This is a genomic window from Rhizobium sp. IY2, from assembly GCF_047532935.1.
Lineage (GTDB): Bacteria > Pseudomonadota > Alphaproteobacteria > Rhizobiales > Rhizobiaceae > Rhizobium > Rhizobium anhuiense.
Genome location: NZ_JBLKNU010000001.1, coordinates 1497502 through 1522480, shown reverse-complemented (window position 1 = coordinate 1522480; position 24979 = coordinate 1497502). Strand labels below are relative to the sequence as shown.

Sequence of the window (24979 nt, the reverse complement as noted above, 5' to 3'; positions counted from 1 at the left end):
GCTGGTTCGAAGGCTGGCAATTGCGGCATTGTAATTTGCTCGCCTTCGATTAAGACAGGTTTCGAACGACTTATCACCCACTGAGCAGGAAGAACCCATGACTGCAATCACCGATATCATCGCCCGCGAGATTCTCGATAGCCGTGGCAATCCCACCGTCGAAGTCGATGTCTATCTCGAAGACGGCAGCATGGGCCGTGCGGCTGTTCCCTCGGGCGCCTCGACGGGCGCGCATGAGGCGGTCGAACTGCGCGACGGCGGCAAGCGCTACCTCGGCAAGGGCGTCCAGAAGGCGGTCGACGCCGCCAACACCGAGATCTTCGATGCGATCGGCGGCATCGACGCCGAAAACCAGATCCAGATCGACAACATCATGATCGAGCTGGACGGCACGCCGAACAAGTCGCGCCTCGGCGCCAACGCCATCCTCGGCGTGTCGCTCGCCGTCGCCAAGGCTGCCGCCCAGGCCTCCGGCCTGCCGCTCTACCGTTATGTCGGCGGCGCTTCCGCCAGCCTGCTGCCGGTGCCGATGATGAACATCATCAACGGCGGCGCCCATGCCGACAACCCGATCGATTTCCAGGAATTCATGATCCTGCCGGTCGGCGCCGATACGATCGCCGAAGCCGTGCGCATGGGTTCGGAAGTCTTCCATACGCTCCGCAAGGAACTTGCCGCACAGGGCCACAACACCAATGTCGGCGACGAAGGCGGTTTCGCACCGGGCCTGAAGAGCGCTTCCGAAGCCCTCGACTTCATCGTCAAGTCGGTCGAAAAAGCCGGCTACAAGCCGGGCGAGGACATCTACCTCGGCCTCGATTGCGCCTCGACGGAATTCTTCAAGGACGGCAAATATGTTCTCGAAGGGGAAGGCCGCACGCTCGAATCGGGCGCCATGGCCGAATATCTGGCCGAACTCGCCGCCAAGTACCCGATCATCTCGATCGAGGACGGCATGGCTGAGGACGACTGGGATGGCTGGAAGACGCTGACCGACCTGACCGGCAAGAAAACCCAGCTCGTCGGCGACGATCTCTTCGTCACCAACTCTGCCCGCCTTCGCGATGGCATCCGCATGGGTGTCGCCAACTCGATCCTCGTCAAGGTCAACCAGATCGGCTCGCTGACCGAAACCCTCGACGCCGTCAACACGGCGCACAAGGCAGCCTATACCGCCGTCATGTCTCACCGCTCCGGCGAAACGGAAGATTCGACCATCGCCGATCTCGCGGTCGCCACCAACTGCGGTCAGATCAAGACCGGCTCGCTGTCGCGTTCCGACCGTCTTGCCAAGTACAACCAGCTGATCCGTATCGAAGAAGGCCTCGGTCCTCAGGCCCAGTATGCCGGCCGCTCGATCATTCGCGGCTGATCGCATCTGATTTTCAACGGTTCGACCCGCGCCTCTCCGGCGCGGGTTTTTTGTTGCTCTTTTTTAGAGTCAACGAACGGTTAATCTCTGCGCTGTAGATTGAGCGAATTGGTAATGCGTTCAAGAGCATGCGTGTATGTGGACAAAGCATCATAAGAAGAGAAAGCTCGGCCGCTTCGTCATTCCGGCCATGACGGTCGCCTTCCTTTCCTATTTCGGTTATCACTGCATTCACGGCGATTACGGCCTGCGCGCGACGGAAGCGTTCGAGCACCAGCGTGTCGCGCGTGAAAAAGAGCTTGCAGTCTTGAAGACGAAGCGCGAACATCTGGAAAATCAGGTCGCGCTGCTCAGTGACGGCTCGCTCGACAAGGACATGCTGGACGAAAAAGCGCGCTATCAGCTCAATGTGTCGCGCGCGGACGAGATCGTCATATTCAACCATTATTCCAATTAACCGGAAACAGGTTAATTGGAATTTCAGGCGTTTTATCAACGATTTAGCGCCGAATACGAGCCATGCAATTATGGCATTGCTGTGGTCATATTTCTTCCCTATGGTACGCGCCACCAAGAACCGACAAACCCATAGGGAGGGTTGAATGGCGCCGCGAAAGACCGCGACCGTTTCCAGCCGCAAAACTGCAGCAAAACCCGCAGCCAAAGCATCGAATGGAGGCCCGGTAGCCGACTTCGATCGCGATGAGGAGCTCAAGGCCTATCGCGAAATGCTGCTCATCCGCCGCTTCGAGGAGAAGGCCGGTCAGCTTTACGGCATGGGCTTCATCGGCGGCTTTTGCCACCTCTACATCGGTCAGGAAGCTGTCGTCGTCGGCATGCAGATGGCGCAGAAGGAAGGCGACCAGGTCATCACCGCCTATCGCGACCACGGCCATATGCTGGCGACCGGCATGGAAGCGCGTGGCGTCATGGCGGAACTGACCGGGCGCCGCAGCGGCTATTCCCACGGGAAGGGCGGCTCGATGCACATGTTCTCGAAAGAGAAGCATTTCTACGGCGGTCACGGCATCGTCGGCGCCCAGGTCTCGCTCGGAACCGGTCTGGCTTTCGCAAACAGCTACCGCGGCAACGGCAATGTCTCGATCGCCTATTTCGGCGACGGCGCTGCCAACCAGGGCCAGGTTTACGAGAGCTTCAACATGGCGGCTCTCTGGAAACTGCCGATCGTCTATATCGTCGAGAACAACCGTTACGCCATGGGCACCTCGACCGCCCGCGCCACGGCGCAGTCGAACTATTCGCTGCGCGGCTCCGGCTTCGGCATCCCCGGCATTCAGGTCGATGGCATGGACGTTCGCGCCGTCAAGGCGGCGGCCGACGAGGCGCTCGAACATTGCCGCTCCGGCAAGGGCCCGATCATTCTCGAAATGCTGACCTATCGTTATCGCGGTCACTCCATGTCCGATCCGGCGAAGTATCGCTCCAAGGACGAAGTGCAGAAGATGCGCTCCGAGCATGACCCGATCGAACAGGTCAAGGCGCGCCTCATCGAAAAGGGCTGGGCCTCCGAAGACGATCTGAAGGCGATCGACAAGGATGTCCGCGACATCGTCGCCGACAGCGCCGACTTCGCCCAGGCCGATCCGGAGCCGGATGCATCCGAGCTCTACACCGACATTCTGCTCTAATCGGGGGAGGGAACCCATGCCTATCGATATCCTCATGCCCGCCCTCTCTCCGACGATGGAAGAAGGCACGCTGTCCAAATGGCTGAAGCAGGAAGGTGACAAGGTCACCTCGGGCGACGTGATCGCCGAAATCGAAACCGACAAGGCGACGATGGAAGTCGAAGCCGTCGATGAAGGTGTCATCGGTAAGCTGCTCGTCGATGCCGGCACCGAAGGTGTCAAGGTCAACACCAAGATCGCCGTGCTGCTGCAGGATGGCGAATCCGCCGCCGATCTCTCCGCCGCCAAGCCGGCCGCAGCAGCCGCGCCTGCCGTTGCCCAGGAAGAGAAGCCGACCGAAACCGGTTCGGCCTCCGCGCCGCTTCCGGCCGAGCCGAAGGCCGTCGTTCCGAATGACCCCGAAATTCCTGCCGGCACCGAAATGGTGTCGACGACCGTGCGCGAAGCGCTCCGCGACGCCATGGCCGAGGAAATGCGCGCCAATGAAGACGTCTTCGTCATGGGCGAAGAAGTTGCCGAATATCAGGGCGCCTACAAGGTCACGCAGGGCCTGCTGCAGGAATTCGGCCCCCGCCGCGTCATCGATACGCCGATCACCGAGCACGGCTTTGCCGGCGTCGGCGTCGGCGCTGCCATGGCTGGGCTTCGCCCGATCGTCGAATTCATGACCTTCAACTTCGCCATGCAGGCGATCGACCACATCATCAACTCCGCCGCCAAGACGCTCTATATGTCCGGCGGCCAGATGGGCGCTCCGATCGTCTTCCGCGGCCCGAACGGTGCCGCAGCTCGCGTCGGCGCCCAGCACAGCCAGGACTATGCTGCCTGGTACTCCGCAATCCCCGGCCTGAAGGTCGTCATGCCTTACACGGCATCCGACGCCAAGGGCCTGCTGAAGGCTGCGATCCGCGATCCCAATCCGGTGATCTTCCTCGAGAACGAAATTCTCTACGGTCAGCACTTCGATGTGCCGAAGCTCGACAATTTCGTCCTGCCGATCGGCAAGGCCCGCATCCATCGCCCGGGCAAGGACGTCACGGTGGTCTCCTTCGGCATCGGCATGACTTATGCGACCAAGGCGGCGGCCGAACTCGAAAAGATCGGCATCGACGTCGAACTGATCGACCTTCGCACCATTCGCCCGATGGACCTGCCGACCGTTATCGAATCGGTGAAGAAGACCGGCCGTCTGGTCACCGTCGAGGAAGGTTATCCGCAATCGTCGGTCGGCACCGAAATCGCCACCCGCGTCATGCAGCAGGCCTTCGATTATCTCGATGCGCCGATCCTGACGATTGCGGGCAAGGACGTTCCGATGCCCTACGCCGCCAATCTCGAAAAGCTCGCACTTCCGAACGTCGGCGAAGTCGTCGATGCGGTGAAGGCTGTTTGCTACAAATAAGGGGAGGGCAGCTCGATGCCGATCAATATCACGATGCCCGCCCTCTCTCCGACCATGGAGGAAGGCAATCTTTCCAAATGGCTGGTCAAGGAAGGCGACAAGGTCAAATCAGGCGATGTGATCGCCGAGATCGAGACCGACAAGGCGACGATGGAAGTCGAAGCCGTCGATGAAGGCACGGTCGCCAAGCTCGTCGTTGCCGCCGGCACCGAAGGCGTCAAGGTCAACGCGCTGATTGCGGTTCTCGCCGCCGATGGCGAGGATGTCGCCGCTGCCGCAAACGGTGCGGGTTCTGCCGCTCCGGCGCCCAAGGCTGAAGCCGCGCCTGCGCCGAAGGCCGAGGCTGCACCGGCTCCGGCCCAAACCGCTCCGGCTGCAGCACCGGCACCTGCCGCTGCACCCGCTTCGGTTTCGGCTGATGGCAACCGCACCTTCTCTTCGCCGCTCGCCCGCCGTCTGGCCAAGGAAGCCGGCATCGATCTTTCGGCAGTCGCAGGCTCCGGCCCGCATGGCCGCGTCGTCAAGAGCGACATTGAGGCGGCTGTTGCCGGCGGTGGCGCCAAGGCTGCTGCTGCGCCTGCACCCGCTGCCGCCCCGCAGGCTGCTGCGCCGGCTCCGGCCGCTGCCGCACCGAAGGGCGCCTCTGAGGAAGCCGTGCTCAAGCTCTTCGAACCTGGCTCCTACGAGCTCGTGCCGCATGACGGCATGCGCAAGACGATTGCCAGGCGCCTGGTCGAATCCAAGCAGACGATCCCGCATTTCTACGTCAGCGTCGATTGCGAGCTCGATGCGCTGCTGGCGCTGCGCGCCCAGCTGAACGATGCGGCGCCGCGCAAGGACAATGCTCCGGCCTACAAGCTCTCGGTCAACGACATGGTCATCAAGGCCATGGCGCTGGCGCTGCGCGACGTTCCGGATGCCAATGTCTCCTGGACCGACAGCAACATGGTCAAGCACAAGCATGCCGATGTCGGCGTCGCCGTCTCGATCCCCGGCGGCCTGATCACGCCGATCATCCGCAAGGCCGAGGAAAAGACCCTGTCGACGATCTCCAACGAGATGCGCGATCTCGGCAAGCGGGCCAAGGACCGCAAGCTGAAGCCTGAGGAATATCAGGGCGGCACCAGCTCGGTCTCGAACATGGGCATGATGGGCGTGAAGAACTTCGCAGCCGTCGTCAACCCGCCGCATGCGACGATCCTCGCGGTCGGCGCAGGCGAACAGCGGGTCGTCGTCAGGAAGGGCGAAATGGCGATCGCCACCGTGATGTCGGTCACGCTGTCGACCGACCATCGCTGCGTCGATGGTGCACTCGGCGCCGAGCTGCTCCAGGCCTTCAAGGGCTACATCGAAAACCCGATGGGCATGCTTGTCTGATAGCAGCGCGGAGGCGGAAATGACCAAGACCGTTCTTTGCTATGGTGACTCGCTGACCTGGGGTTATGACGCCGAGACGATCGGCCGTCATGAGTACAAGAATCGCTGGCCGAGCGTGCTTCAGGCAGCGCTCGGCAGCGAGGCGCGCGTCATCGCCGAAGGCCTGAATGGGCGCACGACCGCTTTCGACGACCACCTCGCCGATTGTGACCGCAACGGTGCGCGCATCCTGCCGACGATCCTGCAGACGCATGCACCGCTCGACCTCGTCATCCTTCTGCTCGGCACCAACGACATGAAGCCGGTCGTGGCGGGGTCCGCCTTTGCCGCCTGCCAGGGCATCAGCCGTCTCGTGCGGCTCATCCGCAATCATGCCTGGCCCTTCGAATTCGATGGGCCGGAGATCTTGATCGTGGCGCCGCCGGCGATCTGCGCGACGGGCAATGTGCCCTTCGCCGCATCCTTTCCCGGCGGCATCGAGGAATCGGCCAAGCTCGCAACGCTTTATCGTGATCTTGCCGACGAACTCGGCTGCGGCTTCTTCGACGGCAACTCCGTCGCCAAGACCACGCCGATCGATGGCATTCACCTTGATGCGGACAATACGCGTGCGCTCGGACGCGGGCTGGAATCGATCGTGCGGATGATGCTGGGGATCTGACCATGACCTCCTTCATCGCCCTCCGGCAGGCCTCACGGCGGGATGCTTCGGAGCTGGCGATTCTGGCGGATATCGCCTCGCGCGGTTTTGCCTCCTGGCTCTGGTTCGCCGATGTGGCGACCGGCATGAGTGACACGCCGCTGGAGCGGGGCCGGCTGAAGATGAGCGAGGAAGAGGCTGTCGGCGGCTGGCGGGATGCCGTCATCGCCGAGGCCTATGGCGAGGTCGCAGGCGTGGCGATCGGCCACGCGCTGGAGGAAGGCATAGATAAGATCGAGGCGACAGTTCCGGCGACCGAGCCGATGCTCGCCTTGCAGAAAACGGTTGTGGGTAGCTGGTTCATCGGCAGTCTCGGCGTCTATCGCCACCTGCGCGGCATCGGCATCGGACGCAGATTGCTGGAGGATCAGATCGAAAGGGCCGATCGCCGCTCCGTCAGTCTCATTACCGCAAGTGATAACGAAGCGGCTTTGTCGCTTTATGGAAGAAACGGATTCTTGGAGGCTGCGCGTGCCGATGCCGTGCCGCTCTTCGATAACAGCAAGAGACACGCGTGGGTGCTCATGACCCGCAGCGCAGCGTAACAAAGGCAGGAAACACATGGCTGAATCCTACGACGTCATCATCATCGGTTCGGGTCCCGGCGGCTATGTCGCCGCTATTCGCGCCAGCCAGCTTGGCCTCAAGACCGCGATCGTCGAGCGCGAGCATATGGGCGGCATCTGCTTGAACTGGGGCTGCATACCCACAAAGGCGCTGCTGCGCTCGGCCGAAGTCCTCGATCATGCAAATCACTTCAAGGATTACGGTCTCGTTCTCGAGGGCACGGTCAAGCCGGATGCCAAGGCCGTCGTTGGCCGCTCGCGCGCCGTCTCTGCCCGTCTCAACGCGGGCGTCGGCTTCCTGATGAAGAAGAACAAGATCGACATCATCTGGGGCGAAGGAAAGCTTTCCAAGCCCGGCGAGATCGTCGTCGGCAAGTCGTCGAAGGCCGTCGTCGAGCCGCAGCACCCGCTGCCGAAGAACGTCAAGGGCGAGGGCACCTATACCGCCAAGCACATCATCATCGCCACCGGCGCCCGCCCGCGCGCGCTGCCTGGCATCGAGCCGGACGGCAAGCTGATCTGGACCTATTTCGAGGCGCTGAAGCCGGATGCGCTGCCGAAGTCGCTGATCGTCATGGGCTCGGGCGCGATCGGCATCGAATTCGCAAGCTTCTATCGCTCGATGGGCGTCGACGTGACGGTCGTCGAAGTCATGCCGACCATCATGCCGGTCGAAGATGCCGAAATCACCGCGATTGCCCGCAAGCAGCTTGAAAAGCGTGGCCTCAAGATCTTCACCAGCGCCAAGGTTTCGAAGGTCGAGAAGGGCGCCGGCAGCGTCACCGCGCATGTCGAGACGGCCGATGGCAAAGTGCAGCAGATCACTGCCGACCGGCTGATTTCGGCCGTCGGCGTTCAGGGCAACATCGAAAATCTTGGCCTCGAGGCGCTTGGTGTGAAGACCGACCGCGGCTGCGTCGTCGTCGACGGTTACGGCAAGACCAATGTCGCCGGCATCTATGCGATCGGCGATGTCGCCGGCCCGCCGATGCTGGCGCACAAGGCAGAGCATGAGGGCGTCGTCTGCGTCGAAAAGATCGCCGGCTTGCCGAACGTTCATCCCACAGACAAGGGCAAGGTCCCGGGCTGCACCTATTGCAATCCGCAGGTCGCCTCCGTCGGCCTCACCGAAGCCAAAGCCAAGGAGCTGGGCCGTGACATCCGCGTCGGTCGCTTCTCCTTTGCGGCAAACGGCAAGGCGATCGCGCTTGGCGAAGACCAGGGCATGGTGAAGGTGATCTTCGATAAGAAGACCGGCGAACTGCTCGGCGCCCATATGGTTGGCGCTGAAGTCACCGAGCTCATCCAGGGCTTCGTCGTCGCGATGAACCTCGAAACAACCGAGGAAGAGCTGATGCACACGATCTTCCCGCATCCCACCGTGTCGGAAACGATGAAGGAAGCGGTGCTCGATGCCTACGGCCGTGTATTGAATGCTTGATAATTTCCCAATCCGCCCTGTATCACGGGGTGGAAAAAACGAAAGGAAATCATCATGTCTATGGAGACGCAGGCGTTGCTGGTATTTCTGCTGATCGGCCTGGTTGCAGGCTTCCTCGCAAGTCTGGTCGTCGGCGGCGGCGGGTTGATAAGATGCCTGCTGAGCGGCATCATCGGCGCCTTCGTCGGCGGTTATCTGTTCAGCGCGCTCGGCATTTCGCTGGGCATCGAGAACGCGCTGGTTGTGCAGATCATCCACGCCACGGTCGGCGCCATTATCGTGGTTCTGATCGCAAGAGCGGTCGCTTAAGGGGCAAAAGAGGGCAGGAATGGAAGGCGTCGGCTGGATTTCGGCAATCATCATCGGCGGACTTGCGGGCTGGCTCGCCGGCAAGCTGATGGAAGCGCGATACGGGATTTTCCTGAACATCGTGCTCGGCATCGTCGGCTCGGTCGTCGCCAGCGCCGTCCTCGCGCAGTTCCATGTCCAGGTGGTCGGCGGACGGCTCGGTTACTTCGTGACGGGTTTCCTCGGCGCCTGCCTGTTGATATTCCTTGTGCGACTGGTGCGGCGCTAGATCCGAATGATGTGCCGCATAGAGGCGGTAGAAAGCTGAAACTGCAATGGTGACCATCCTCGACACGATCAATCCCGACGCCAAGCGTGTGCGCCATCCGGAGAAGGCGCATCGCCCGGACACGGAAGTCATGCGCAAGCCGGACTGGATTCGCGTCAAGGCGCCGACCTCCAAGGGTTATGCCGAGACGCGTACGATCGTGAAGGAGCACAAGCTCGTCACCGTCTGCGAAGAGGCCGGTTGCCCGAATATCGGCGAGTGCTGGGACAAGAAGCACGCGACCTTCATGATCATGGGCGAGATTTGTACCCGCGCCTGCGCCTTCTGCAATGTCGCCACCGGCAAGCCGAATGCCCTCGACATGGCCGAGCCTGAGAATGTCGCCAAGGCAGTCAAGGAGATGGGCCTCAGCCACGTCGTCATCACCTCGGTCGACCGTGACGACCTGGCAGACGGCGGCGCCGAGCACTTCGAAAAGGTGATCTGGGCAATCCGGGCGGCCTCGCCGATGACGACGATCGAGATCCTGACGCCGGACTTCCTGAAGAAGCCTGGAGCGCTGGAACGGGTCGTCGCCGCCAAGCCCGACGTCTTCAACCACAATATGGAGACCGTGCCCGGCAATTATCTGACGGTTCGCCCCGGCGCCCGCTACTTCCATTCCATTCGCCTGCTGCAGCGGGTGAAGGAACTCGATCCCACCATGTTCACCAAATCAGGCATCATGGTCGGCCTCGGCGAAGAACGAAACGAAGTCCTCCAGCTGATGGACGATCTGCGCACCGCCGACGTCGATTTCCTGACGATCGGCCAGTACCTGCAGCCGACCCGCAAGCACCACAAGGTCATGAGCTTCGTCACGCCCGACGAGTTCAAGTCCTACGAGACCGTCGCCTACAGCAAGGGTTTCCTGATGGTCGCCTCGAGCCCCCTGACCCGCTCCTCGCACCATGCCGGCGACGACTTCGCGCGATTGCGGGCGGCACGGGAGAAGAAGCTGCTGATGGCCGCCGAGTAAGATCCGGTACTTGCTTTTTGAATGAACCGCGGCGATTTTTGCCGCGGTTTTTCTTTGAGCAATCGACGATGAACGGCACATCCGGATTGAAATCGACGCTGGTCGAAGCCGACCGTATCCTGGTGATCGGCTGTCCCGGCAGCGGTAAGAGCACGCTGGCAAAGCGGCTGTCGCAAGCGCTCGGCCTTGATTACATCTCGATGGATCGCGACTTCTACTGGCTACCTGGCTGGCGAAAGAGGCAGCGCGACGAGATCGACAGTCTGATCGCCAAGGCGGTGGCGGAAGAACGCTGGATCATGGATGGCACCGGGCTCAGCTCCTTCCATTTGCGCCTTCCGCGTGCCGAAACCGTCATTTGGCTTCGGTTGCCCAGATCTGCCTGCCTGTACGGAGCAATATCGAGAGGCTTGCGCTATTTCGGGCGCAACCGTCCCGAGCTGCCTGCCGGCTGTCCCGAACACCTCTCGCTGGGCTTGCTTGCCTATATCTGGAATTTCGAGCGGGATGCCGCCCCCTTGATCGAAGCAGCACTTCGGGATTATCGGCTTCTCAATTCCACTGTCATCATAAGATCGCGAAAGGCAGCTCGCCGCTTCGCCGTTCTCGCGTATGGGCTCAAGGGAGTTGCATGATGGACCTGAGGGCAGAGCTGCCACCGCGACAGCAGATCGCCGATCTCAGACTGGCTGCGCAGCATATCGGTACAGCACGCCGCATCCTCGTCATGGGCTGCTCGGGCGGCGGTAAATCCACTCTGTCGTTGAAGATCGCCACACGCTTCCGGCTTTCCTATATTTCGCTCGACCGCGACGTCTTTTGGCTTCCCGGCTGGGTGACGCGCGACAGGGGCGAGCAGAGAAATATCATCGCCAGCCGGATACTCGAAGAACGTTGGATAATGGACGGCACGAACCCATCCTCCTTAGACATTCGGCTACCGCGCACCGATTTCGTCATCTGGGTGCGCATGCCGCGGCTTCTCTGCATCTGGGGCGTGGTCAGTCGGTGGGTGAGATGGATCGGCCGCACCCGGCCGGAAATGGCGGCGGGTTGCATTGAGAAGATCGATTGGGAGTTTGTCCGCTTCATCTGGACCTTCGAAGACAAGTTCGTGCCTCGCATTATCTCCGGCATCGCCGAGCACGGTCCTGATGTGCCCGTTCTCCAGCTAAAATCCCGCCGTGAGGTGCGCGAGCTTCTTGATCTTCTCCACGCGCCCGCTTAATTGCCGCCTATGCCGCAATTCGAAACGCACCGTCCCGTCCCGCACACGCCCGAACAGATGTTCGATCTCGTCGCCGATGTCGAGCGCTATCCGGAATTCCTGCCGCTCTGCGAAGCGCTGACCATTCGAAGCCGCAAGGAGCGCGACGGCAAGATCCTGCTCGTCGCCGATATGACGGTCGGCTACAAGGCGATCCGCGAGACCTTCACCACACAGGTGCTTCTGAACCGGGCCGAGCAGGTCATCGAGGTCAAATATATTGATGGCCCGTTCAAATATCTCGACAATCGCTGGCACTTCTCGGAGATGCCGACTGGCGGTTGCACCGTCGATTTCTTCATCGATTACGAGTTCAAGAGCCGCATTCTCGGCGCGTTGATGGGTTCGATGTTCGACCGCGCCTTCCGCATGTTCACCGAAGCCTTCGAGACCAGGGCAAACAGGATCTACGCTGCGGCCTGACGGGACGATTACCCTTTCAGCCGGCGAAGAGCGAATGCACCATCTCCAGCGCCGTCCTGACCGTTGCCAGCCGAACCTCGCTGCGGCCGATATCGCCATAGAGCATCTTTCGGTGGATGAACGCGCTGGTGCGCGATTTGGCGGCGAGGTGCACGAGGCCGACCGGTTTTTCCGCCGATCCGCCGCCGGGGCCGGCAATGCCGGTGACGGCAACGGCGATCTCGGCGCGCGAGCGGAAGAGGGCGCCATGCACCATCTGCCGCGCCGTTTCCTCGGAGACCGCCCCGAAGCGCAGCAGCGTTTCCGCCTGCACGCCGAGCATGTCCACTTTGGCGCTATTCGTATAGGTGACGAAGCCGCGATCGACGACGGCGGAGGAGCCCGATATCTCAGTCAGCGCCCCGGCGATCAACCCGCCGGTGCAGGATTCGGCGGTCGAGAGCATCAGCCCGGCGGCCGTGAACTCACGGATGATCGTCTGCGCTGCCGAAATGATATCCGGAGGAAACAGGCTCATCACTTTCTCCCGCGATAGACGACGGTTGCCGTCGCAATCGCCGCAATGCCTTCGCGCCGGCCGACGAAGCCGATCGTCTCGTTGGTCGTCGCCTTGACCGAGCAGCGCTCGATATCGATGCCGAGATAATCCGACAGTTTCGCCCGCATGGCGTCGCGATGCGGGCCGACCCGCGGCGCTTCGGCGATCAGCGAGACATCGGCATTCATGATCGTGCCCCCGCGCTCGCGCACAATCCGGGCAGCGTGTTCGATGAAGATCTTTGAGGGCGCGCCCTTCCATTGCGGATCGGACGGCGGGAAATGATCGCCGATATCGCCGGCGCCGCAGGTGGCAAGCAGCGCATCCGTCAGCGCATGCAGCGCGACGTCGGCATCGGAGTGGCCTTTGAGCTTCTGGTCATGCGGAATGAACACGCCGCAGAGTGTGACACCATCGCCGGCTTCGAGTTGGTGCACGTCGTAGCCGTTGCCGGTGCGCACGTCCGGAAGCAGCGAAGCCGACAGCTTGCCGTCGGCCATGGCGATATCGTCCTTGACCGTCAGCTTGACGTTATCGGCCGTGCCCTCGACGATCGTCACCGGAATGCCCAGCCATTCGGCGATCGAAGCATCGTCGGTGAAATCGCTTCGTCCGCTGGCGGCCGCCTTCTCATGCGCATCGAGGATCGTTTCGAAGGCGAAGGATTGCGGCGTCTGCGCCGCATAGAGGTGCTCGCGCGAAACCGTCGCCAGCACGGTGCCGGTGCTGTCGGCGCGTTTCAGCGTATCGGTGACCGGGATCGCCGGCAACACCGCCTGCGCGCCGTTGCCAAGGCTGTCGGCAATACGATCCAGAAGCTCATGGTCGAAGAACGGCCGCACGGCATCATGGATCAGCACGTGGCTGATCTGCTTGTCCTTGAGGTATCTGAGGCCGGCCAGCACGGATTGCTGCCGGGTCGCGCCGCCATGCACCGTTTCGATCGGCGTTGCCGAGATGATGTGGCGGAAAGCTCTTGCAAACAGCGCCTCGTCATCGGGATGAATGACGACGACGATCTGCTTTGCCGCTTCCCATGTCATGAAGTTCTCAAGCGTATGGACGATAACCGGCTTGCCGCCGATCATGCGATACTGCTTGGGGCCTTCCTTGGAGGATCCTGCGCGCTCGCCGCGGCCGGCGGCGACGATGACAATTCCAGCCGATATCGGTTGCTTAGAAGGCATTTGCAGCATAAATCCCCTAATTATGCGGAATTGACCCGAGTGCTCTAACGTCTTGCTTTGGCGTTTTCCAGCATCTGCCCGAAAAATATCAATTCCCATCCCAGCCCCCTTGGCAAGCTAGGGAATAGTGGCTAAAAATAATGCAGTTCTATTGTGTGCCCGAAAGATAATCATTTGATTTCCAAGGACCTCGCAGCGTCTTTCCGAATCGGACCTGTGTCCGTGCGGAACCGCGTTGTGCTGGCGCCGATGTCCGGCGTCACGGATATGCCCTTCCGCGAGCTTGCCTGGCGCTTCGGCGCCGGCCTCGTCGTCACCGAAATGGTGGCGAGCCGCGAATTGGTCAATGACACGGCCGAATCATGGTCGCGGCTGCGGGCTGCGGGCTTCCGGCCGCATATGGTGCAGCTTGCCGGACGCGAGGCGCACTGGATGGCGGAAGCCGCCAAGATCGCCGCCGATCATGGTGCCGATATCATCGACATCAATATGGGCTGCCCGGCCAAGAAAGTGATCGGCGGTTATTCCGGTTCGGCGCTGATGCGCGATCCCGATCACGCGCTCGGCCTCATCGAGGCGACGGTCAAGGCCGTCGACATTCCGGTGACGCTGAAGATGCGCCTCGGCTGGGATGAGAATTCGATCAATGCGCCCGACATCGCGCGCCGCGCCGAGGCGGCCGGTATCCAGCTTGTGACCATTCACGGGCGCACCCGCATGCAATTCTACGAAGGTCGTGCCGATTGGGACGCGATCCGCGCTGTCCGCGAGGTAATCTCCATACCGCTGATCGCCAATGGCGATGTCGAAACCGCGGGCGACGCGCAGGAAATATTGCGCCGCTCCGGCGCCGATGCCGTCATGATCGGTAGGGGCTGCCAGGGCAGGCCGTGGCATGCCGGCGTCATATCAGGTGCGGCCGAGCCGCTGTCGCTTGAAATCGCCGATATCGCCGTCGAGCACTACCGGATGATGCTGGATTTCTACGGCGAAGCGGTGGCTATCCGCCATGCCCGCAAACACCTGGGCTGGTATCTCCAGCGTTTCGCCCCGGATCTCGCCGACGGTGAAAAGGCTGCGATCATGACCTCGCGCAATCCCAGCGAGGTGGCTGCACGGCTTTACGATGCATTGGCGGCAGGTGTTGTCGACAGCCGGGAGGCGGCATGACGAAGGATATGACATCTCCGTCCGATCAGGCCGGCGGAACCACCGTCGCCATGGCCGTACTGAACGCCATCCAGAACCCCGTTATCATGGTCGACGAATCCGGCTTCGTCGTTTTCGCCAATTGGGAAGCGGAAGCCTTCTTCGGCGCCAGCGCCTCGCATCTGGCGCGGTACCGGATTTCGACCTTCATTCCCTTCGGCAGCCCGTTGCTGGCCTTGATCGATCAGGTGCGCGAGCGCAAGGCGCCGGTCAACGAATATCGCGTCGACCTGAGTTCGCCGCGCCTTGGCCAGGACAAGCTCGTCGATCTCTACGTCGCCCCGGTGCTCAGCGAACCCGGCGCCGTCGTCATCGTCTTTCAGGAACGCTCGATGGCCGACAAGATCGATCGGCAACTGACGCATCGCGCCGCCGCCCGTTCGGTGACCGGCCTCGCCTCGATGCTGGCGCATGAGATCAAGAATCCGCTTTCCGGCATACGCGGCGCTGCCCAGCTGCTCGAGCAGTCTGCGATCGACGATGACCGGGCGCTGACCCGGCTGATCTGCGACGAGACCGATCGCATCGTCTCGCTGGTCGATCGCATGGAAGTCTTTTCCGACGAACGTCCCGTCGACCGAATGCCGGTCAATATCCATTCCGTGCTCGATCATGTGAAGGCGGTCGCCAAGGCGGGTTTTGCCCGCAACATCCGCGTCACCGAGAGCTACGACCCGTCGCTGCCGGCCGTTTATGCCAATCGCGACCAGCTCGTGCAGGTCTTCCTCAATCTGGTGAAGAACGCCGCCGAAGCGGTCGGCGATCGGCCGGACGGCGAGATCATGCTGACGACGGCCTATCGCCCCGGCATCCGCCTGTCGGTCGCCGGCACCCGCGAAAAGATCTCGCTGCCGCTGGAATTCTGCGTCCACGACAATGGTCCCGGCGTTCCCTCCGATCTGTTGCCGCATCTCTTCGACCCGTTCATTACCACCAAGCCGAACGGCAGCGGCCTCGGCCTGGCGCTGGTCGCCAAGATCATCGGCGATCATGGCGGCATTATCGAATGCGACAGCCAGAACAGCCGCACGACATTCCGCGTACTCATGCCGGCGTCGAAGGACGCCTCGCTCGAAGACGCCACTACCGCAAGCTCGACAGGACCTTCTCGATGACAGCCACGATCCTTGTTGCAGATGATGATGCGGCCATCCGGACCGTGCTCAACCAGGCTTTGAGCCGCGCCGGCTATGACGTCCGCATCACCTCCAACGCCGCTACCCTCTGGCGCTGGATTTCCGCCGGCGAGGGCGATCTTGTTGTCACCGATGTGGTGATGCCCGACGAAAACGCCTTCGACCTGCTGCCGCGAATCAAGAAGGCGCGTCCCGACCTGCCGGTTCTCGTCATGAGTGCGCAGAACACCTTCATGACCGCCATCAAGGCTTCCGAAAAGGGCGCTTACGACTATCTGCCGAAGCCCTTCGACTTGACCGAGCTGATCGGCATTATCGGCCGTGCGCTCGCCGAGCCGAAGCGCAAGCCCGCCAAGCTCGAAGAGGATATGCAGGACGGCATGCCGCTGGTCGGCCGGTCGGCGGCGATGCAGGAAATCTATCGCGTGCTGGCCCGCCTGATGCAGACGGACCTGACGCTGATGATCACCGGCGAATCCGGCACCGGCAAGGAGCTCGTCGCCCGCGCGCTGCATGACTATGGCAAGCGCCGCAACGGCCCCTTCGTCGCGATCAACATGGCGGCGATCCCGCGCGACCTGATCGAATCGGAACTCTTCGGCCATGAGAAGGGCGCCTTTACCGGCGCACAGACCCGCTCGACCGGCCGCTTCGAGCAGGCCGAGGGCGGCACGCTCTTCCTCGACGAAATCGGCGACATGCCGATGGACGCCCAGACGCGGCTTCTGCGCGTCCTGCAGCAGGGCGAATACACCACTGTCGGCGGCCGCACGCCGATCCGCACCGATGTGCGCATCGTCGCCGCCACCAACAAGGATCTGAAGCAGGCGATCAACCAGGGCCTGTTCCGCGAAGATCTCTATTACCGGCTCAATGTCGTGCCGCTGCGCCTGCCGCCGCTGCGCGACCGCGCCGAGGATATTCCCGATCTCGTGCGCCATTTCATCCAGCAGGCCGAAAAGGAAGGCCTCGGCTCCAAGCGCTTCGATCAGGAAGCCCTGGAACTGATGAAGGCCTATGCCTGGCCTGGCAACGTCCGCGAGCTGGAAAACCTCATCCGCCGTCTGATGGCGCTCTATCCGCAGGATGTCATCACCCGCGAGATCATCGACGCCGAGCTGCGCTCCGACGTGCCCGACAGCCCGATCGACAAGGGGCCGATCCGCAGCGGCTCGATGACGATTGCGCAAGCCGTCGAGGAGAATATGCGTACCTACTTCGCAAGCTTCGGCGAAAACCTGCCGCCGCCCGGCCTCTACGACCGCGTGCTGACCGAACTGGAATATCCGCTGATTCTCGCCGCGCTGACGGCGACGCGCGGCAACCAGATCAAGGCCGCCGATCTCCTTGGTCTCAATCGAAATACCTTGCGCAAGAAGATCAGGGAACTTGGCGTGTCGGTCTATAGGAGCTCCCGCACCGCCTGAGCGGGCTCTGGCCGGGCTCCCGGTCGCGAGGACGTTTATGAATGGCTCATCGGCGCACGCTCCGACTGAGTTGGCCTGATGTCGGACGTCGCTTCACCAGCATGGTGACCCTGCAACTCAGGCTTCAGATCGACTGCGCGCAAGACTGACAGAAAGGTGTGTGAGGAACGGCGTCAAGCCTCCTCTCGCTGATCGGCCTGCCGCACTTTACACAAGTGCCAAAGGTTCCGGCTTGTATCCGGTCCAGTGCCGCCTGTACGGCCAGGAGTTCCTTCTGTCCAGCCTCGCCGAGCTCTTCCAGGACTTCATCGTTATTGCGCTCTGTGGCGCGATCATCGTCATCAGGATTGCGAGGCTGCACGAAATCATGTTCGATCGCTTGCAGGCGGGTTTGTAGCTCGCGCCGGCGTTGGTCAAGGATCGCCTTGTGCTTTTCGAGATGCTGCCTCGTTTGCGAGGAGGAATGCTTCTGCATGGTCGCTCTCCGGCCGGCCTCATATTCGCGACCGACACCTTGTTTTACTGGGAAGTCTCGCCCTTGACGGGAGCCGCAAACCTAGGCGTGTTGGGCGTCCGTCGCATTGATCCGCATCAAGCTGGCTTTCGGTTGGCCAGTGTCGAAATTTCCTCGGGCGAAGGCCAGCTTGCAGGTGCTGTTACAGTTTGGCTTTTCGCCGACGGCGTTGAATCGGAAACGGCAGAAGCAGGTCATGGATCCATCCGGACAGTTTCCGTCAATGCGACATGAGCACTGGCAGCAAAGGCTTTTCCAGGACGCCATCGGTTGCCCCGCCCAGGACGAAATCTCGCAACCTCGAGTGTCCAAATCCTCCCATGACCAGCATATCGGCGCTCAGTTCCAGTGCCGTTTGCTGAATGCTCTGACCGATCGACGACGAAGTAACGCGAGCGGCCGTTGCGCTTGCATTGACGCCGCTCGAAACCAGGATCTCAGCAAGGTGCGCTCCGCTTGTCTCCGGCAGCGGCTTTTCGCCCGTCAGCGATAGGACCGTAACCCGCTTGGCCTTGCGAATGAATGGGTTTGCATCGCTGACGGCGCGAGCGGCGGCTCGGCTTCCGTCCCAGGCGATGACCAGATGGTCGATCGGACCCGCCAGGGTCTTGTTGGGGATGATGACGGCCGGCCGGCCGGAGCCGAATATGACCGCTTCGGCGACAATACGAGTGTCCGGAACATCCGCGACACATTCGAGAATGGCCAGATCGAAAAAACGTGCTTCGGTGGCTGAGGTCTCGTGCAGCAGCGGCACGGTGGTTTTGACCGTTCGGCAAGATAGTTCGACCTTGGCGTTCGCTGCGAGGTTGGTCGCTGCTGCAATAAGCGTTTCGGCGCGCTCACGGCTTAGAGTCTCGGCATGCTCGATCATCTTTGGAGTATCGAGCAGTAGCGATGACCAGGCGTTTGGAATGTGCGGAATCCCGACCCTCAGCGCGCAGGCATGAAGACTGGCACCGTAGTGCCCGGCAAACGCTACAGCGTTTGAAATGATCAGTCCCGAACTTGAATCGGGATATGTTGATAGCGGGAGAAAATATTGTGCCGACATGTCCTGCTCCATCTCTCGCGGACCGCCACGATTGCAATCATCTATCTCCATTCTTCGCCATTCGGCATTGATGTAACGCAATTGCCCCGGCCAAGTTGATCGTTGTCAAATCCTTGTTGGCCGAGGACCGATATGAAATTGGCTGTGTGATCGCGCGTGCGGCGTTGCTCATGTTCGATGTTGCTGCCCTTCGTTAATGTCGCATCCTGGAGACCCTCATGAGCAGATTGCATTCGGAAAATCACCTCGTCTCCCGCATCGGCTGGCTCCGGGCCGCCGTCCTCGGCGCAAACGATGGGATCGTCTCGACGGCGAGCTTGATCATGGGCGTCGCCACCGCATCCGCCGGAACCTCGCAGATCCTTGTCGCGGGCGCGGCTGGTCTGGTTGCGGGCGCGATGTCCATGGCAGCCGGTGAATACGTGTCGGTGAGCTCGCAGGCCGATACCGAGGAAGCCGATCTCGCGCGGGAACGGACGGAGTTGGAGACGCAGTCCGATGCTGAACTCGATGAGTTGACGCAAATCTACGTCAAACGCGGCCTCAGCCACGATCTGGCCAGGCAGGTCGCGGTCCAACTGACGGCCAATAACGTTCTCGACGCGCATTCGCGTGACGAACTCGGTATCGTTGATCACATGGCAGCCCGGCCCATTGAGGCCGCCTTGACGTCGGCCGTCACCTTCGCGGTGGGAGCTGCATTACCCTTGATGATGGTTGTCCTTTCACCCGCCTGGATGCTGGTCTATGGCGTTGCAGGCGCGTCTTTGGCTTTCCTCGCGCTGCTGGGCGCGATCGGTGCGCAAGCGGGTGGCGCAAATGTCCTGAGAGCCACGACTCGCGTCATCTTCTGGGGCGCCTTCGCAATGGCGCTGACGGCCGGAATCGGAGCGCTGGTTGGCACCGCAGTCTGACCGGACGGGTCAGATGCGAGGATTGGTCTATTTTTCTGCCGCGGCCGTCACCGTATTCTCCGATCCACATGCGAAACGGATTCTATAGCCGGCTCTCGGTTGGGTGGGTTTCAAACGTCCGTCACAACATCCGCAAGCATCGAGCGGACCTTGGCTGCCAGAGTGGTCAGCATTTCGTTGTCGATTGCCTGCATCGACGCGACCGGATCGATGGCGCTGACCATGACATTGCCGCCGTCGAAGGCGCGCAGGATGACATTGCACGGCAGCATCGCCCCCACCTTCGGTTCCAGTTTCAGCGCCTCGAACGCCATGCGAGGATTGCAGGCTCCGAGGATGAGGTAATCGTCGATGTCGGCATCGATCCTTTTCTTCATGGTCGCCTTGACATCGATCTCCGTCAGAACCCCGAAACCGTGCTTGATGAGAGCGGATCTCGTTCTGCCGACCGCATCGTCGAAACTGATCGCCCAGAGGGTTCTATCGAGCGTATAGGTCATGAGAAGTCTCCTTTCGGCGGTCGCTTCCCTGCAACGGCCGGCAAATGCCGAGTCTCCGATCACATGTCCTGCATAAAGGCCTGCATTTCCTCAGGCGTAACCTTACCGTCATTGTTCGCGTCGACCGCGTCGAAGACGCGCTTGTGGATTGCGGTCAACTCTTCGAAAGAAACCGCGCCGTCCCCGTCGCTATCTGTGATGGCGAACATGATCTTCATCATATGACCGCGCATTGGTCCCATCATGCGCATTCTTTCGTACATGCCCGGTGGCATCATGTTGCGGCCCATCATGCCTGGCATCATTTCCGTTTCGTCGGCCCCAGGCTTATCCTCCGACGAGGCCGGGTCTGGACTTTTCGTCTGGGCGGACGCGGTGCCGAAAGCGCCGACCGCACCGAGCAAGGCCAGCAGAGTGATCGTTGGCAGTCTGACCATGGACATACTTCGTCTCCTCTTTGAGCACTATCCTCCACGAACTGGAGAGGCGATTGAGAGTAGGATGCATCCCGGCTTCACACATTGCGCTGGATCAAACCACTTGGATGGTTGGTCTAAAGCTGCGTGGCAGATGACCTTTGATCTGGCCGTTCGGAAGGTGATCACCGCGCAAACAGGCCGCATCCGATTCCTGTCGGCTGGTCATGCTTGAGGAAGAGAACGGAGAGACCAAGCTTTTCGGCGAGGGCAAGACCGCACGCTTCGCCGAGAACCATCATTGCCGTCGCCCAGGCGTCGGCGCTCATGCAATCGCAGGCGAGCACGGTCGTTGAGGCAGGCGGATCTCTAAGCGGCATGCCGAGCTGCGGGTCCATAGTGTGCGACAGACGATAGCCGGCGACGTCGATCCAGTGTCGATAGTCGCCGGACGTTGCCACAGCGCAATCCTGTAGCTCGAGCATGGAATGCGCGGCGCGCACTTCCGGGTTTGGCGTCTCGACGGCGACGCTCCAGCCGCGACCGTTGGGCTGAGTGCCGAGCGCTCGCACTTCGCCGTCGATGGCGAAGAGGCCGGCTTCGATACCGTGCTGACGCGCAGCCTTCGACAGCTGATCGGCGCCATAGCCCTTGGCGATGCCATTGAGATCGAAGCACATCTCGGAGTGCTTGCGGGCGCGGCCGGCGGCCCTGTCCAGCTCCAGAACATCATGAGCCGGGCTGCGTTTCGCAAGGCGGGCGGTCCTGATCCGGTCCTCGCTTGCCTCCGCCGGACCGAAACCCCATGCGGCGGTGGCATCACCCATGCCGATATCGAAGGCGCCGCCTGAAATGTGGCCGATGGCAAGACCAGTTCCCAGCACGGTGAGCAGCCCGTCGGGGAGGGCAACCCATCCACCGGGCCGGGCGGCGTTCAAGCGGTTCAGGTCGCTTTCAGGCCTCCAGTTGGACATTTGTTTGTCGACTTCCGTCACGGCGTCGATCATCGCCCTGCGGGCGGAAGAGACATCGAAATCCGATGGCATGTGAAAGACGGCGGACCAGCGCGCACCCATGGTCGGACCGTTGATCGTGTAGCGCTTCATCTTAGTAGACGTCCTCGGCATAGCGGCCGTCGGCTTTCAGGCGTGTGAGGTTGAAGCCCTGCGTCGCCAATATGTCGGCGAGCACGGCGGCGACCGCCGCCGCCATATCCCGACTGCCGCAGATGAGAACCTGACCGCCTGCGGCGATCAGTTTGCCGATGCGCTCGGCGTCCTTGCGCAGAATATCCTGCACGTAGGCCGGGCTCGCAGTTCGCGAAAAGGCGGTCGATACCGAGGTCAGCCGGCCATCCTTTTTCCAGTGGGAAAGCTCCTCGGCGTAAAACGCGTCGCTGGTTGGATGGCGAGTTCCGAAATAGAGGTGCATGGCGCGGCCCGCCCGGTTTCGGCGGGCGAAGCCGGCAAGAGGACCGATTCCGGCGCCGGCGCCGATGAGAATGACGGGTTTGCCTCCCCGGGCCGGGCGGAACGAGGGGTTTGGCCTCACGAAGGCCGCAATGGTATCACCGGGTTTCAATGCGATGAGTTGGCTCGAGCAAAGCCCTCCCACTTGCTCGCGGACGCAGATTTCGAGAAAGCCATCCTTGAGACCGGAAGCAAGCGAGTAGAAGCGCGGCAGATCCGAGCCCTGCGGCACGATGCCGACCAGATCTCCCGCCTCGAACCGCGGGAATGCCTTGCCCGCCAGACGCTGCCAGAGCGAAGTCTTCGGCAGGGCAAAGCGGAGGATGGCGGTAGTGGCCTGTATGCTTGCGCCATAGTCGCGGCGGGATATGAGCGGCAATCTCCAGGTCTTCGGAACAGTCGGTTGGTGGTTCAGTTCGAAATCGAGACCAAGCGTCTCGGCCAGGCGCCGTCCCCAGCGGGCGAAATCCTGTGGCGATTGGCGATCTACCGTGTCGAAAGGTATAAGGGAGGCCCAGCCCTTGTCCTTGGCAATTCTCGCAACCTCAGCGGCGAACCCGCAGAAGGCCGGGAAGCTGCGATCGCCGAAACCGAGTACCGCGAGCGGCAGGCCGGCGCTTGCATGCGCTCCCCCGAAGCTTTCGATGAAGCCTTTGGCGGAGGCGGGGGCTGTACCATCGCCATAGGTGGCGGCAAACAGAATCACACGCCGCGCCTTCAACCAGCGGCCCGGCTCGAATTTGGACATTGGGCCGACGTAGGCGCGAACGCCCTGTGCGGAAAGAGCGGTCTGCAGCGTATTGGCGAAACCCCAGGTCGTGCCGCTCTCGCTGCCGACAAGCAGGATTGTATCGGCCTCGCTAGCGGCAGCCGAGGCGAGCTTCGGGTCGCGGCGTCCCCTGAGCCAGACCCATAGGCCTGTCCAGCCGAGGACGGGTACCGCAAGCGCGGAGAACCCGAGGATGAGCCCGAGCCAAGCCAGCCCGTGCCCCGTGTGCAGCATCGTGATGAGGCGCGTGACCGTGTCGACCCAACCGGCGTCCGACCAGGCCAGCAGCGCACCGCTGCCTTGGTCGATATAAGCTTCTCCCCTTGCAGTCTTGAGTGTGAAAACATCGGTCGCGTCGCCCGTAGCGGGGAAATTCAACGAGAGCAGATCATCGACCGGCGTCTCTCGAAACAGAGGGACAGAGGTGAGCGCCACGCCGGTATTGCCGCTGACGTCGGCAGGGAAGGCCGGTGCACCGGCGCCTTCCGGCAATACCCCGAAAACAGCAGCCGTCATCCAGAGCGCAGTGAGCGCGGAGAGGAAGAGGCCAGGCAGGGCAAGGCGCGAGACCACGGCATGTAATCGTCCATCACCTGTGCCGCGAACGGATTTCAGAACGAAGCGCCAGCCGCCGGCGCGCCTTGCCGTCAGGAACAGTCCGGAAATTGCAAGGGCAAGCATTATGGCCGCACCGCCAGCCGCTATGAGCCTTCCGGTATCGTCAAGGAAAAGCGATCGATGGAGATTGATCAACCAGCGCTCCAGCGCCGAGGTTTCGCCACTACCGACCGGCATGCCGGTGGCAGAGTCGATGACGGCGGAGGCGGGTTGGTCGCCTTCGTAGTAATAGGCGGTGATCTGCCCGGACGGCGCCCGTCTGATCTGTTCCACCGTAGGCTCTGCCGCCCGGACTCGCGCGGCGAGTTCCGCGACGCTGACGCGTTGCGCGGCAGGCGTGGTGAGCGCCTCTGCGGCAGGGAAAATAGAGAGTAGGGCGCCGCTCAGCGCGAGGACGGTGAGAAGCGCCGCGGCGATCAGCCCGAACCAGCGGTGGAGCTTGCGGTTCATAACCGGCGTCCTCCTGCTCAACGCGCATAGGTGAAGGCGGCGATGTAGCGCGTACCCTTCACCTTTTGGCCCGAGCCTGCCGATGTCAGCGGCACCACGATCTCGTTCGGGCTGTCGCGCATGTCTTCCACGGCTGAATCGATATGAAGCTGATAGCCGGCATCGAACAGTGTATCGGCAAGATCGACCGTGACCTTGAGTGAGCGGCCTGCACCAACGCTGGCGCCGGTGATGCCGTTGATCTGGGTGGTATCGCCGCCGGTGGCGCGGTACCAGCCGCTGAGATGCTCGTAATACCTGGTCTTGCCCCCTGCCATCCAGAGGCTGCCGACATATTTGTTCTGCGCATCGGTCACGTAATAGGCGAGATAGGCGCCATCCCCGCCATAGTTGCGCATGCTGGTGGTGAGGGTCACTTCACGCGCCATGGCAAGGCCGGGAACGGTAAGGGCCGTGGTGACTGCAAGCATGGCAAGAAAGGATTTCATTCTCATCGATATTCTCCTTGGCAGGACTGGCGCTTCAGTTCGTCTGGGCTTGCGGCCTGGAACCAGGTGTGAATAGGCCGTTGTTTGGCGGAGTGGCGTTCAGTTGCTGCGCCGCGCTGCCCCGACCGCAGGCCTCGACATCCTCGTCTTCGCAGTCATCGGCGGCATAACGGCCGTCGTCGTCATGCCGGCGCTGCAGTTCTTTCTGGTGATCATCGTCGTCGCTTTCTTGGTAACCGGCCAATACCGTGCCGGCGCTCGTCGTCAGTGGGGGGAAGGGCATGGCTTGACTGCCAAAGGCGGCGAAGAAGCCGATGCTGGCGTATGCGGCCAGAAGAATTTTGCGGTACATCATATGTGATCTCCGGTTGGGCATCTTGCTCGGGAGAGGGGCAGCGATCCGCGCAGCGTTCATCGAGCGGGACGACCTTCCTCTCGTTTCGAGCGTCTCAATCGCCTCCTAAACTGACCGGTACCTGACAAACGGCGCGACATTGC

General features: G+C 61.8%; 28 protein-coding genes. 18 read left to right on the top strand and 10 right to left on the bottom strand.

All coding sequences use genetic code 11. The features are described 5' to 3' along the window. Positions 1-97 precede the first annotated feature (97 nt). The 14 genes from eno (at position 98) to ACMUVN_RS07395 (ending at position 11792) form a co-directional block, all read left to right on the top strand. The gene (eno, locus tag ACMUVN_RS07460; protein WP_047615742.1) at positions 98-1372 is read left to right on the top strand and encodes a phosphopyruvate hydratase; all 1275 of its coding nucleotides are present in this window, start codon (positions 98-100) and stop codon (positions 1370-1372) included. 136 nt (positions 1373-1508) lie between these two features. After that, the gene (locus tag ACMUVN_RS07455) at positions 1509-1829 is read left to right on the top strand and encodes an FtsB family cell division protein (RefSeq protein WP_047614982.1); all 321 of its coding nucleotides are present in this window, start codon (positions 1509-1511) and stop codon (positions 1827-1829) included. Positions 1830-1974: 145 nt separating this feature from the next. Then, positions 1975-3021, top strand: a complete 1047-nt coding sequence (gene pdhA / locus ACMUVN_RS07450) for a pyruvate dehydrogenase (acetyl-transferring) E1 component subunit alpha (protein WP_047614983.1) — start codon at positions 1975-1977, stop codon at positions 3019-3021. Between the two features lie 16 nt (positions 3022-3037). After that, a complete protein-coding gene (locus ACMUVN_RS07445; RefSeq protein ID WP_063475513.1) occupies positions 3038-4423 on the top strand; it encodes a pyruvate dehydrogenase complex E1 component subunit beta in 1386 nt (461 codons plus the stop codon). A 15-nt stretch (positions 4424-4438) separates the two neighbouring features. Next, entirely contained in the window at positions 4439-5800 is a 1362-nt protein-coding gene (locus ACMUVN_RS07440; RefSeq protein ID WP_127431750.1) for a pyruvate dehydrogenase complex dihydrolipoamide acetyltransferase, read from the top strand. A 19-nt stretch (positions 5801-5819) separates the two neighbouring features. Continuing rightward, on the top strand, positions 5820-6461 hold the full coding sequence (locus ACMUVN_RS07435; protein WP_047614987.1) for an SGNH/GDSL hydrolase family protein: 642 nt from the start codon (positions 5820-5822) through the stop codon (positions 6459-6461). Positions 6462-6463: 2 nt separating this feature from the next. After that, a complete protein-coding gene (locus tag ACMUVN_RS07430; protein ID WP_063475514.1) occupies positions 6464-7045 on the top strand; it encodes a GNAT family N-acetyltransferase in 582 nt (193 codons plus the stop codon). A 16-nt stretch (positions 7046-7061) separates the two neighbouring features. Next, the gene (gene lpdA / locus ACMUVN_RS07425; protein ID WP_097544392.1) at positions 7062-8507 is read left to right on the top strand and encodes a dihydrolipoyl dehydrogenase; all 1446 of its coding nucleotides are present in this window, start codon (positions 7062-7064) and stop codon (positions 8505-8507) included. A 54-nt stretch (positions 8508-8561) separates the two neighbouring features. Beyond that, complete coding sequence (locus ACMUVN_RS07420; RefSeq protein WP_003539329.1) at positions 8562-8816, top strand: GlsB/YeaQ/YmgE family stress response membrane protein; 255 nt, start codon at positions 8562-8564, stop codon at positions 8814-8816. A gap of 19 nt (positions 8817-8835) precedes the next feature. Then, the gene (locus ACMUVN_RS07415) at positions 8836-9084 is read left to right on the top strand and encodes a GlsB/YeaQ/YmgE family stress response membrane protein (RefSeq protein WP_047614990.1); all 249 of its coding nucleotides are present in this window, start codon (positions 8836-8838) and stop codon (positions 9082-9084) included. Between the two features lie 46 nt (positions 9085-9130). Next, positions 9131-10102 carry a lipoyl synthase gene (gene lipA / locus ACMUVN_RS07410; RefSeq protein WP_097630849.1) on the top strand — a complete coding sequence of 324 codons (972 nt, stop codon included), beginning with the start codon at positions 9131-9133 and terminating at the stop codon, positions 10100-10102. A gap of 68 nt (positions 10103-10170) precedes the next feature. Then, positions 10171-10737 carry an AAA family ATPase gene (locus ACMUVN_RS07405; RefSeq protein ID WP_097623120.1) on the top strand — a complete coding sequence of 189 codons (567 nt, stop codon included), beginning with the start codon at positions 10171-10173 and terminating at the stop codon, positions 10735-10737. Further along, a complete protein-coding gene (locus ACMUVN_RS07400; RefSeq protein ID WP_097544397.1) occupies positions 10734-11330 on the top strand; it encodes an AAA family ATPase in 597 nt (198 codons plus the stop codon). Before ACMUVN_RS07405 ends, ACMUVN_RS07400 begins: the two co-directional genes overlap by 4 nt. Positions 11331-11339: 9 nt before the next feature. Further along, positions 11340-11792 (top strand): type II toxin-antitoxin system RatA family toxin, encoded by a 453-nt coding sequence (locus ACMUVN_RS07395; RefSeq protein ID WP_047614994.1) that lies wholly within the window; start codon positions 11340-11342, stop codon positions 11790-11792. Between the two features lie 16 nt (positions 11793-11808). Here the strand turns inward: ACMUVN_RS07395 and ACMUVN_RS07390 are convergent, their stop codons facing one another. Next, the gene (locus ACMUVN_RS07390) at positions 11809-12309 is read right to left on the bottom strand and encodes a CinA family protein (RefSeq protein WP_097544398.1); all 501 of its coding nucleotides are present in this window, start codon (positions 12307-12309) and stop codon (positions 11809-11811) included. Continuing rightward, the gene (locus ACMUVN_RS07385; protein ID WP_047614998.1) at positions 12309-13526 is read right to left on the bottom strand and encodes a bifunctional 2-C-methyl-D-erythritol 4-phosphate cytidylyltransferase/2-C-methyl-D-erythritol 2,4-cyclodiphosphate synthase; all 1218 of its coding nucleotides are present in this window, start codon (positions 13524-13526) and stop codon (positions 12309-12311) included. Before ACMUVN_RS07385 ends, ACMUVN_RS07390 begins: the two co-directional genes overlap by 1 nt. A gap of 144 nt (positions 13527-13670) precedes the next feature. On the opposite strand from ACMUVN_RS07385, the gene dusB reads away from it, so the two are divergent. From dusB to ntrC, 3 genes are read left to right on the top strand one after another with little or no spacing between them, the layout of a single operon-like run. Beyond that, positions 13671-14687, top strand: a complete 1017-nt coding sequence (dusB, locus tag ACMUVN_RS07380) for a tRNA dihydrouridine synthase DusB (protein ID WP_179867863.1) — start codon at positions 13671-13673, stop codon at positions 14685-14687. Further along, positions 14684-15841, top strand: coding sequence for a two-component system sensor histidine kinase NtrB (locus ACMUVN_RS07375; RefSeq protein ID WP_047615748.1), 1158 nt, complete (start codon positions 14684-14686; stop codon positions 15839-15841). The genes dusB and ACMUVN_RS07375 overlap by 4 nt, the downstream gene beginning before the upstream one ends. Further along, positions 15838-17289, top strand: coding sequence for a nitrogen regulation protein NR(I) (gene ntrC, locus ACMUVN_RS07370; protein WP_047615004.1), 1452 nt, complete (start codon positions 15838-15840; stop codon positions 17287-17289). Before ACMUVN_RS07375 ends, ntrC begins: the two co-directional genes overlap by 4 nt. 124 nt (positions 17290-17413) lie before the next feature. Here the strand turns inward: ntrC and ACMUVN_RS07365 are convergent, their stop codons facing one another. Both ACMUVN_RS07365 and ACMUVN_RS07360 read right to left on the bottom strand, forming a co-directional pair. Next, positions 17414-17764, bottom strand: coding sequence for a TraR/DksA family transcriptional regulator (locus ACMUVN_RS07365; protein WP_097544400.1), 351 nt, complete (start codon positions 17762-17764; stop codon positions 17414-17416). Between the two features lie 259 nt (positions 17765-18023). Beyond that, positions 18024-18908 (bottom strand): universal stress protein, encoded by an 885-nt coding sequence (locus ACMUVN_RS07360; protein ID WP_097630844.1) that lies wholly within the window; start codon positions 18906-18908, stop codon positions 18024-18026. A 167-nt stretch (positions 18909-19075) separates the two neighbouring features. On the opposite strand from ACMUVN_RS07360, the gene ACMUVN_RS07355 reads away from it, so the two are divergent. Next, positions 19076-19771, top strand: a complete 696-nt coding sequence (locus ACMUVN_RS07355) for a VIT family protein (protein ID WP_414814972.1) — start codon at positions 19076-19078, stop codon at positions 19769-19771. Positions 19772-19881: 110 nt separating this feature from the next. Here the strand turns inward: ACMUVN_RS07355 and ACMUVN_RS07350 are convergent, their stop codons facing one another. The 6 genes from ACMUVN_RS07350 to ACMUVN_RS07325 all read right to left on the bottom strand — a co-directional run bounded on the left by ACMUVN_RS07350 (position 19882) and on the right by ACMUVN_RS07325 (position 24836). Then, on the bottom strand, positions 19882-20271 hold the full coding sequence (locus tag ACMUVN_RS07350; protein WP_179869515.1) for a DUF302 domain-containing protein: 390 nt from the start codon (positions 20269-20271) through the stop codon (positions 19882-19884). Between the two features lie 59 nt (positions 20272-20330). Continuing rightward, the gene (locus ACMUVN_RS07345) at positions 20331-20714 is read right to left on the bottom strand and encodes a membrane protein (RefSeq protein WP_047615757.1); all 384 of its coding nucleotides are present in this window, start codon (positions 20712-20714) and stop codon (positions 20331-20333) included. Between the two features lie 158 nt (positions 20715-20872). Then, a complete protein-coding gene (locus ACMUVN_RS07340; protein WP_047615759.1) occupies positions 20873-21793 on the bottom strand; it encodes an FAD:protein FMN transferase in 921 nt (306 codons plus the stop codon). A gap of 1 nt (position 21794) precedes the next feature. Then, entirely contained in the window at positions 21795-23993 is a 2199-nt protein-coding gene (locus tag ACMUVN_RS07335; RefSeq protein ID WP_414814971.1) for a PepSY domain-containing protein, read from the bottom strand. A gap of 17 nt (positions 23994-24010) precedes the next feature. Beyond that, the gene (locus ACMUVN_RS07330; RefSeq protein ID WP_047615764.1) at positions 24011-24481 is read right to left on the bottom strand and encodes a DUF2271 domain-containing protein; all 471 of its coding nucleotides are present in this window, start codon (positions 24479-24481) and stop codon (positions 24011-24013) included. Between the two features lie 34 nt (positions 24482-24515). Continuing rightward, positions 24516-24836, bottom strand: a complete 321-nt coding sequence (locus ACMUVN_RS07325) for a hypothetical protein (RefSeq protein ID WP_063475526.1) — start codon at positions 24834-24836, stop codon at positions 24516-24518. Positions 24837-24979 lie beyond the last annotated feature (143 nt).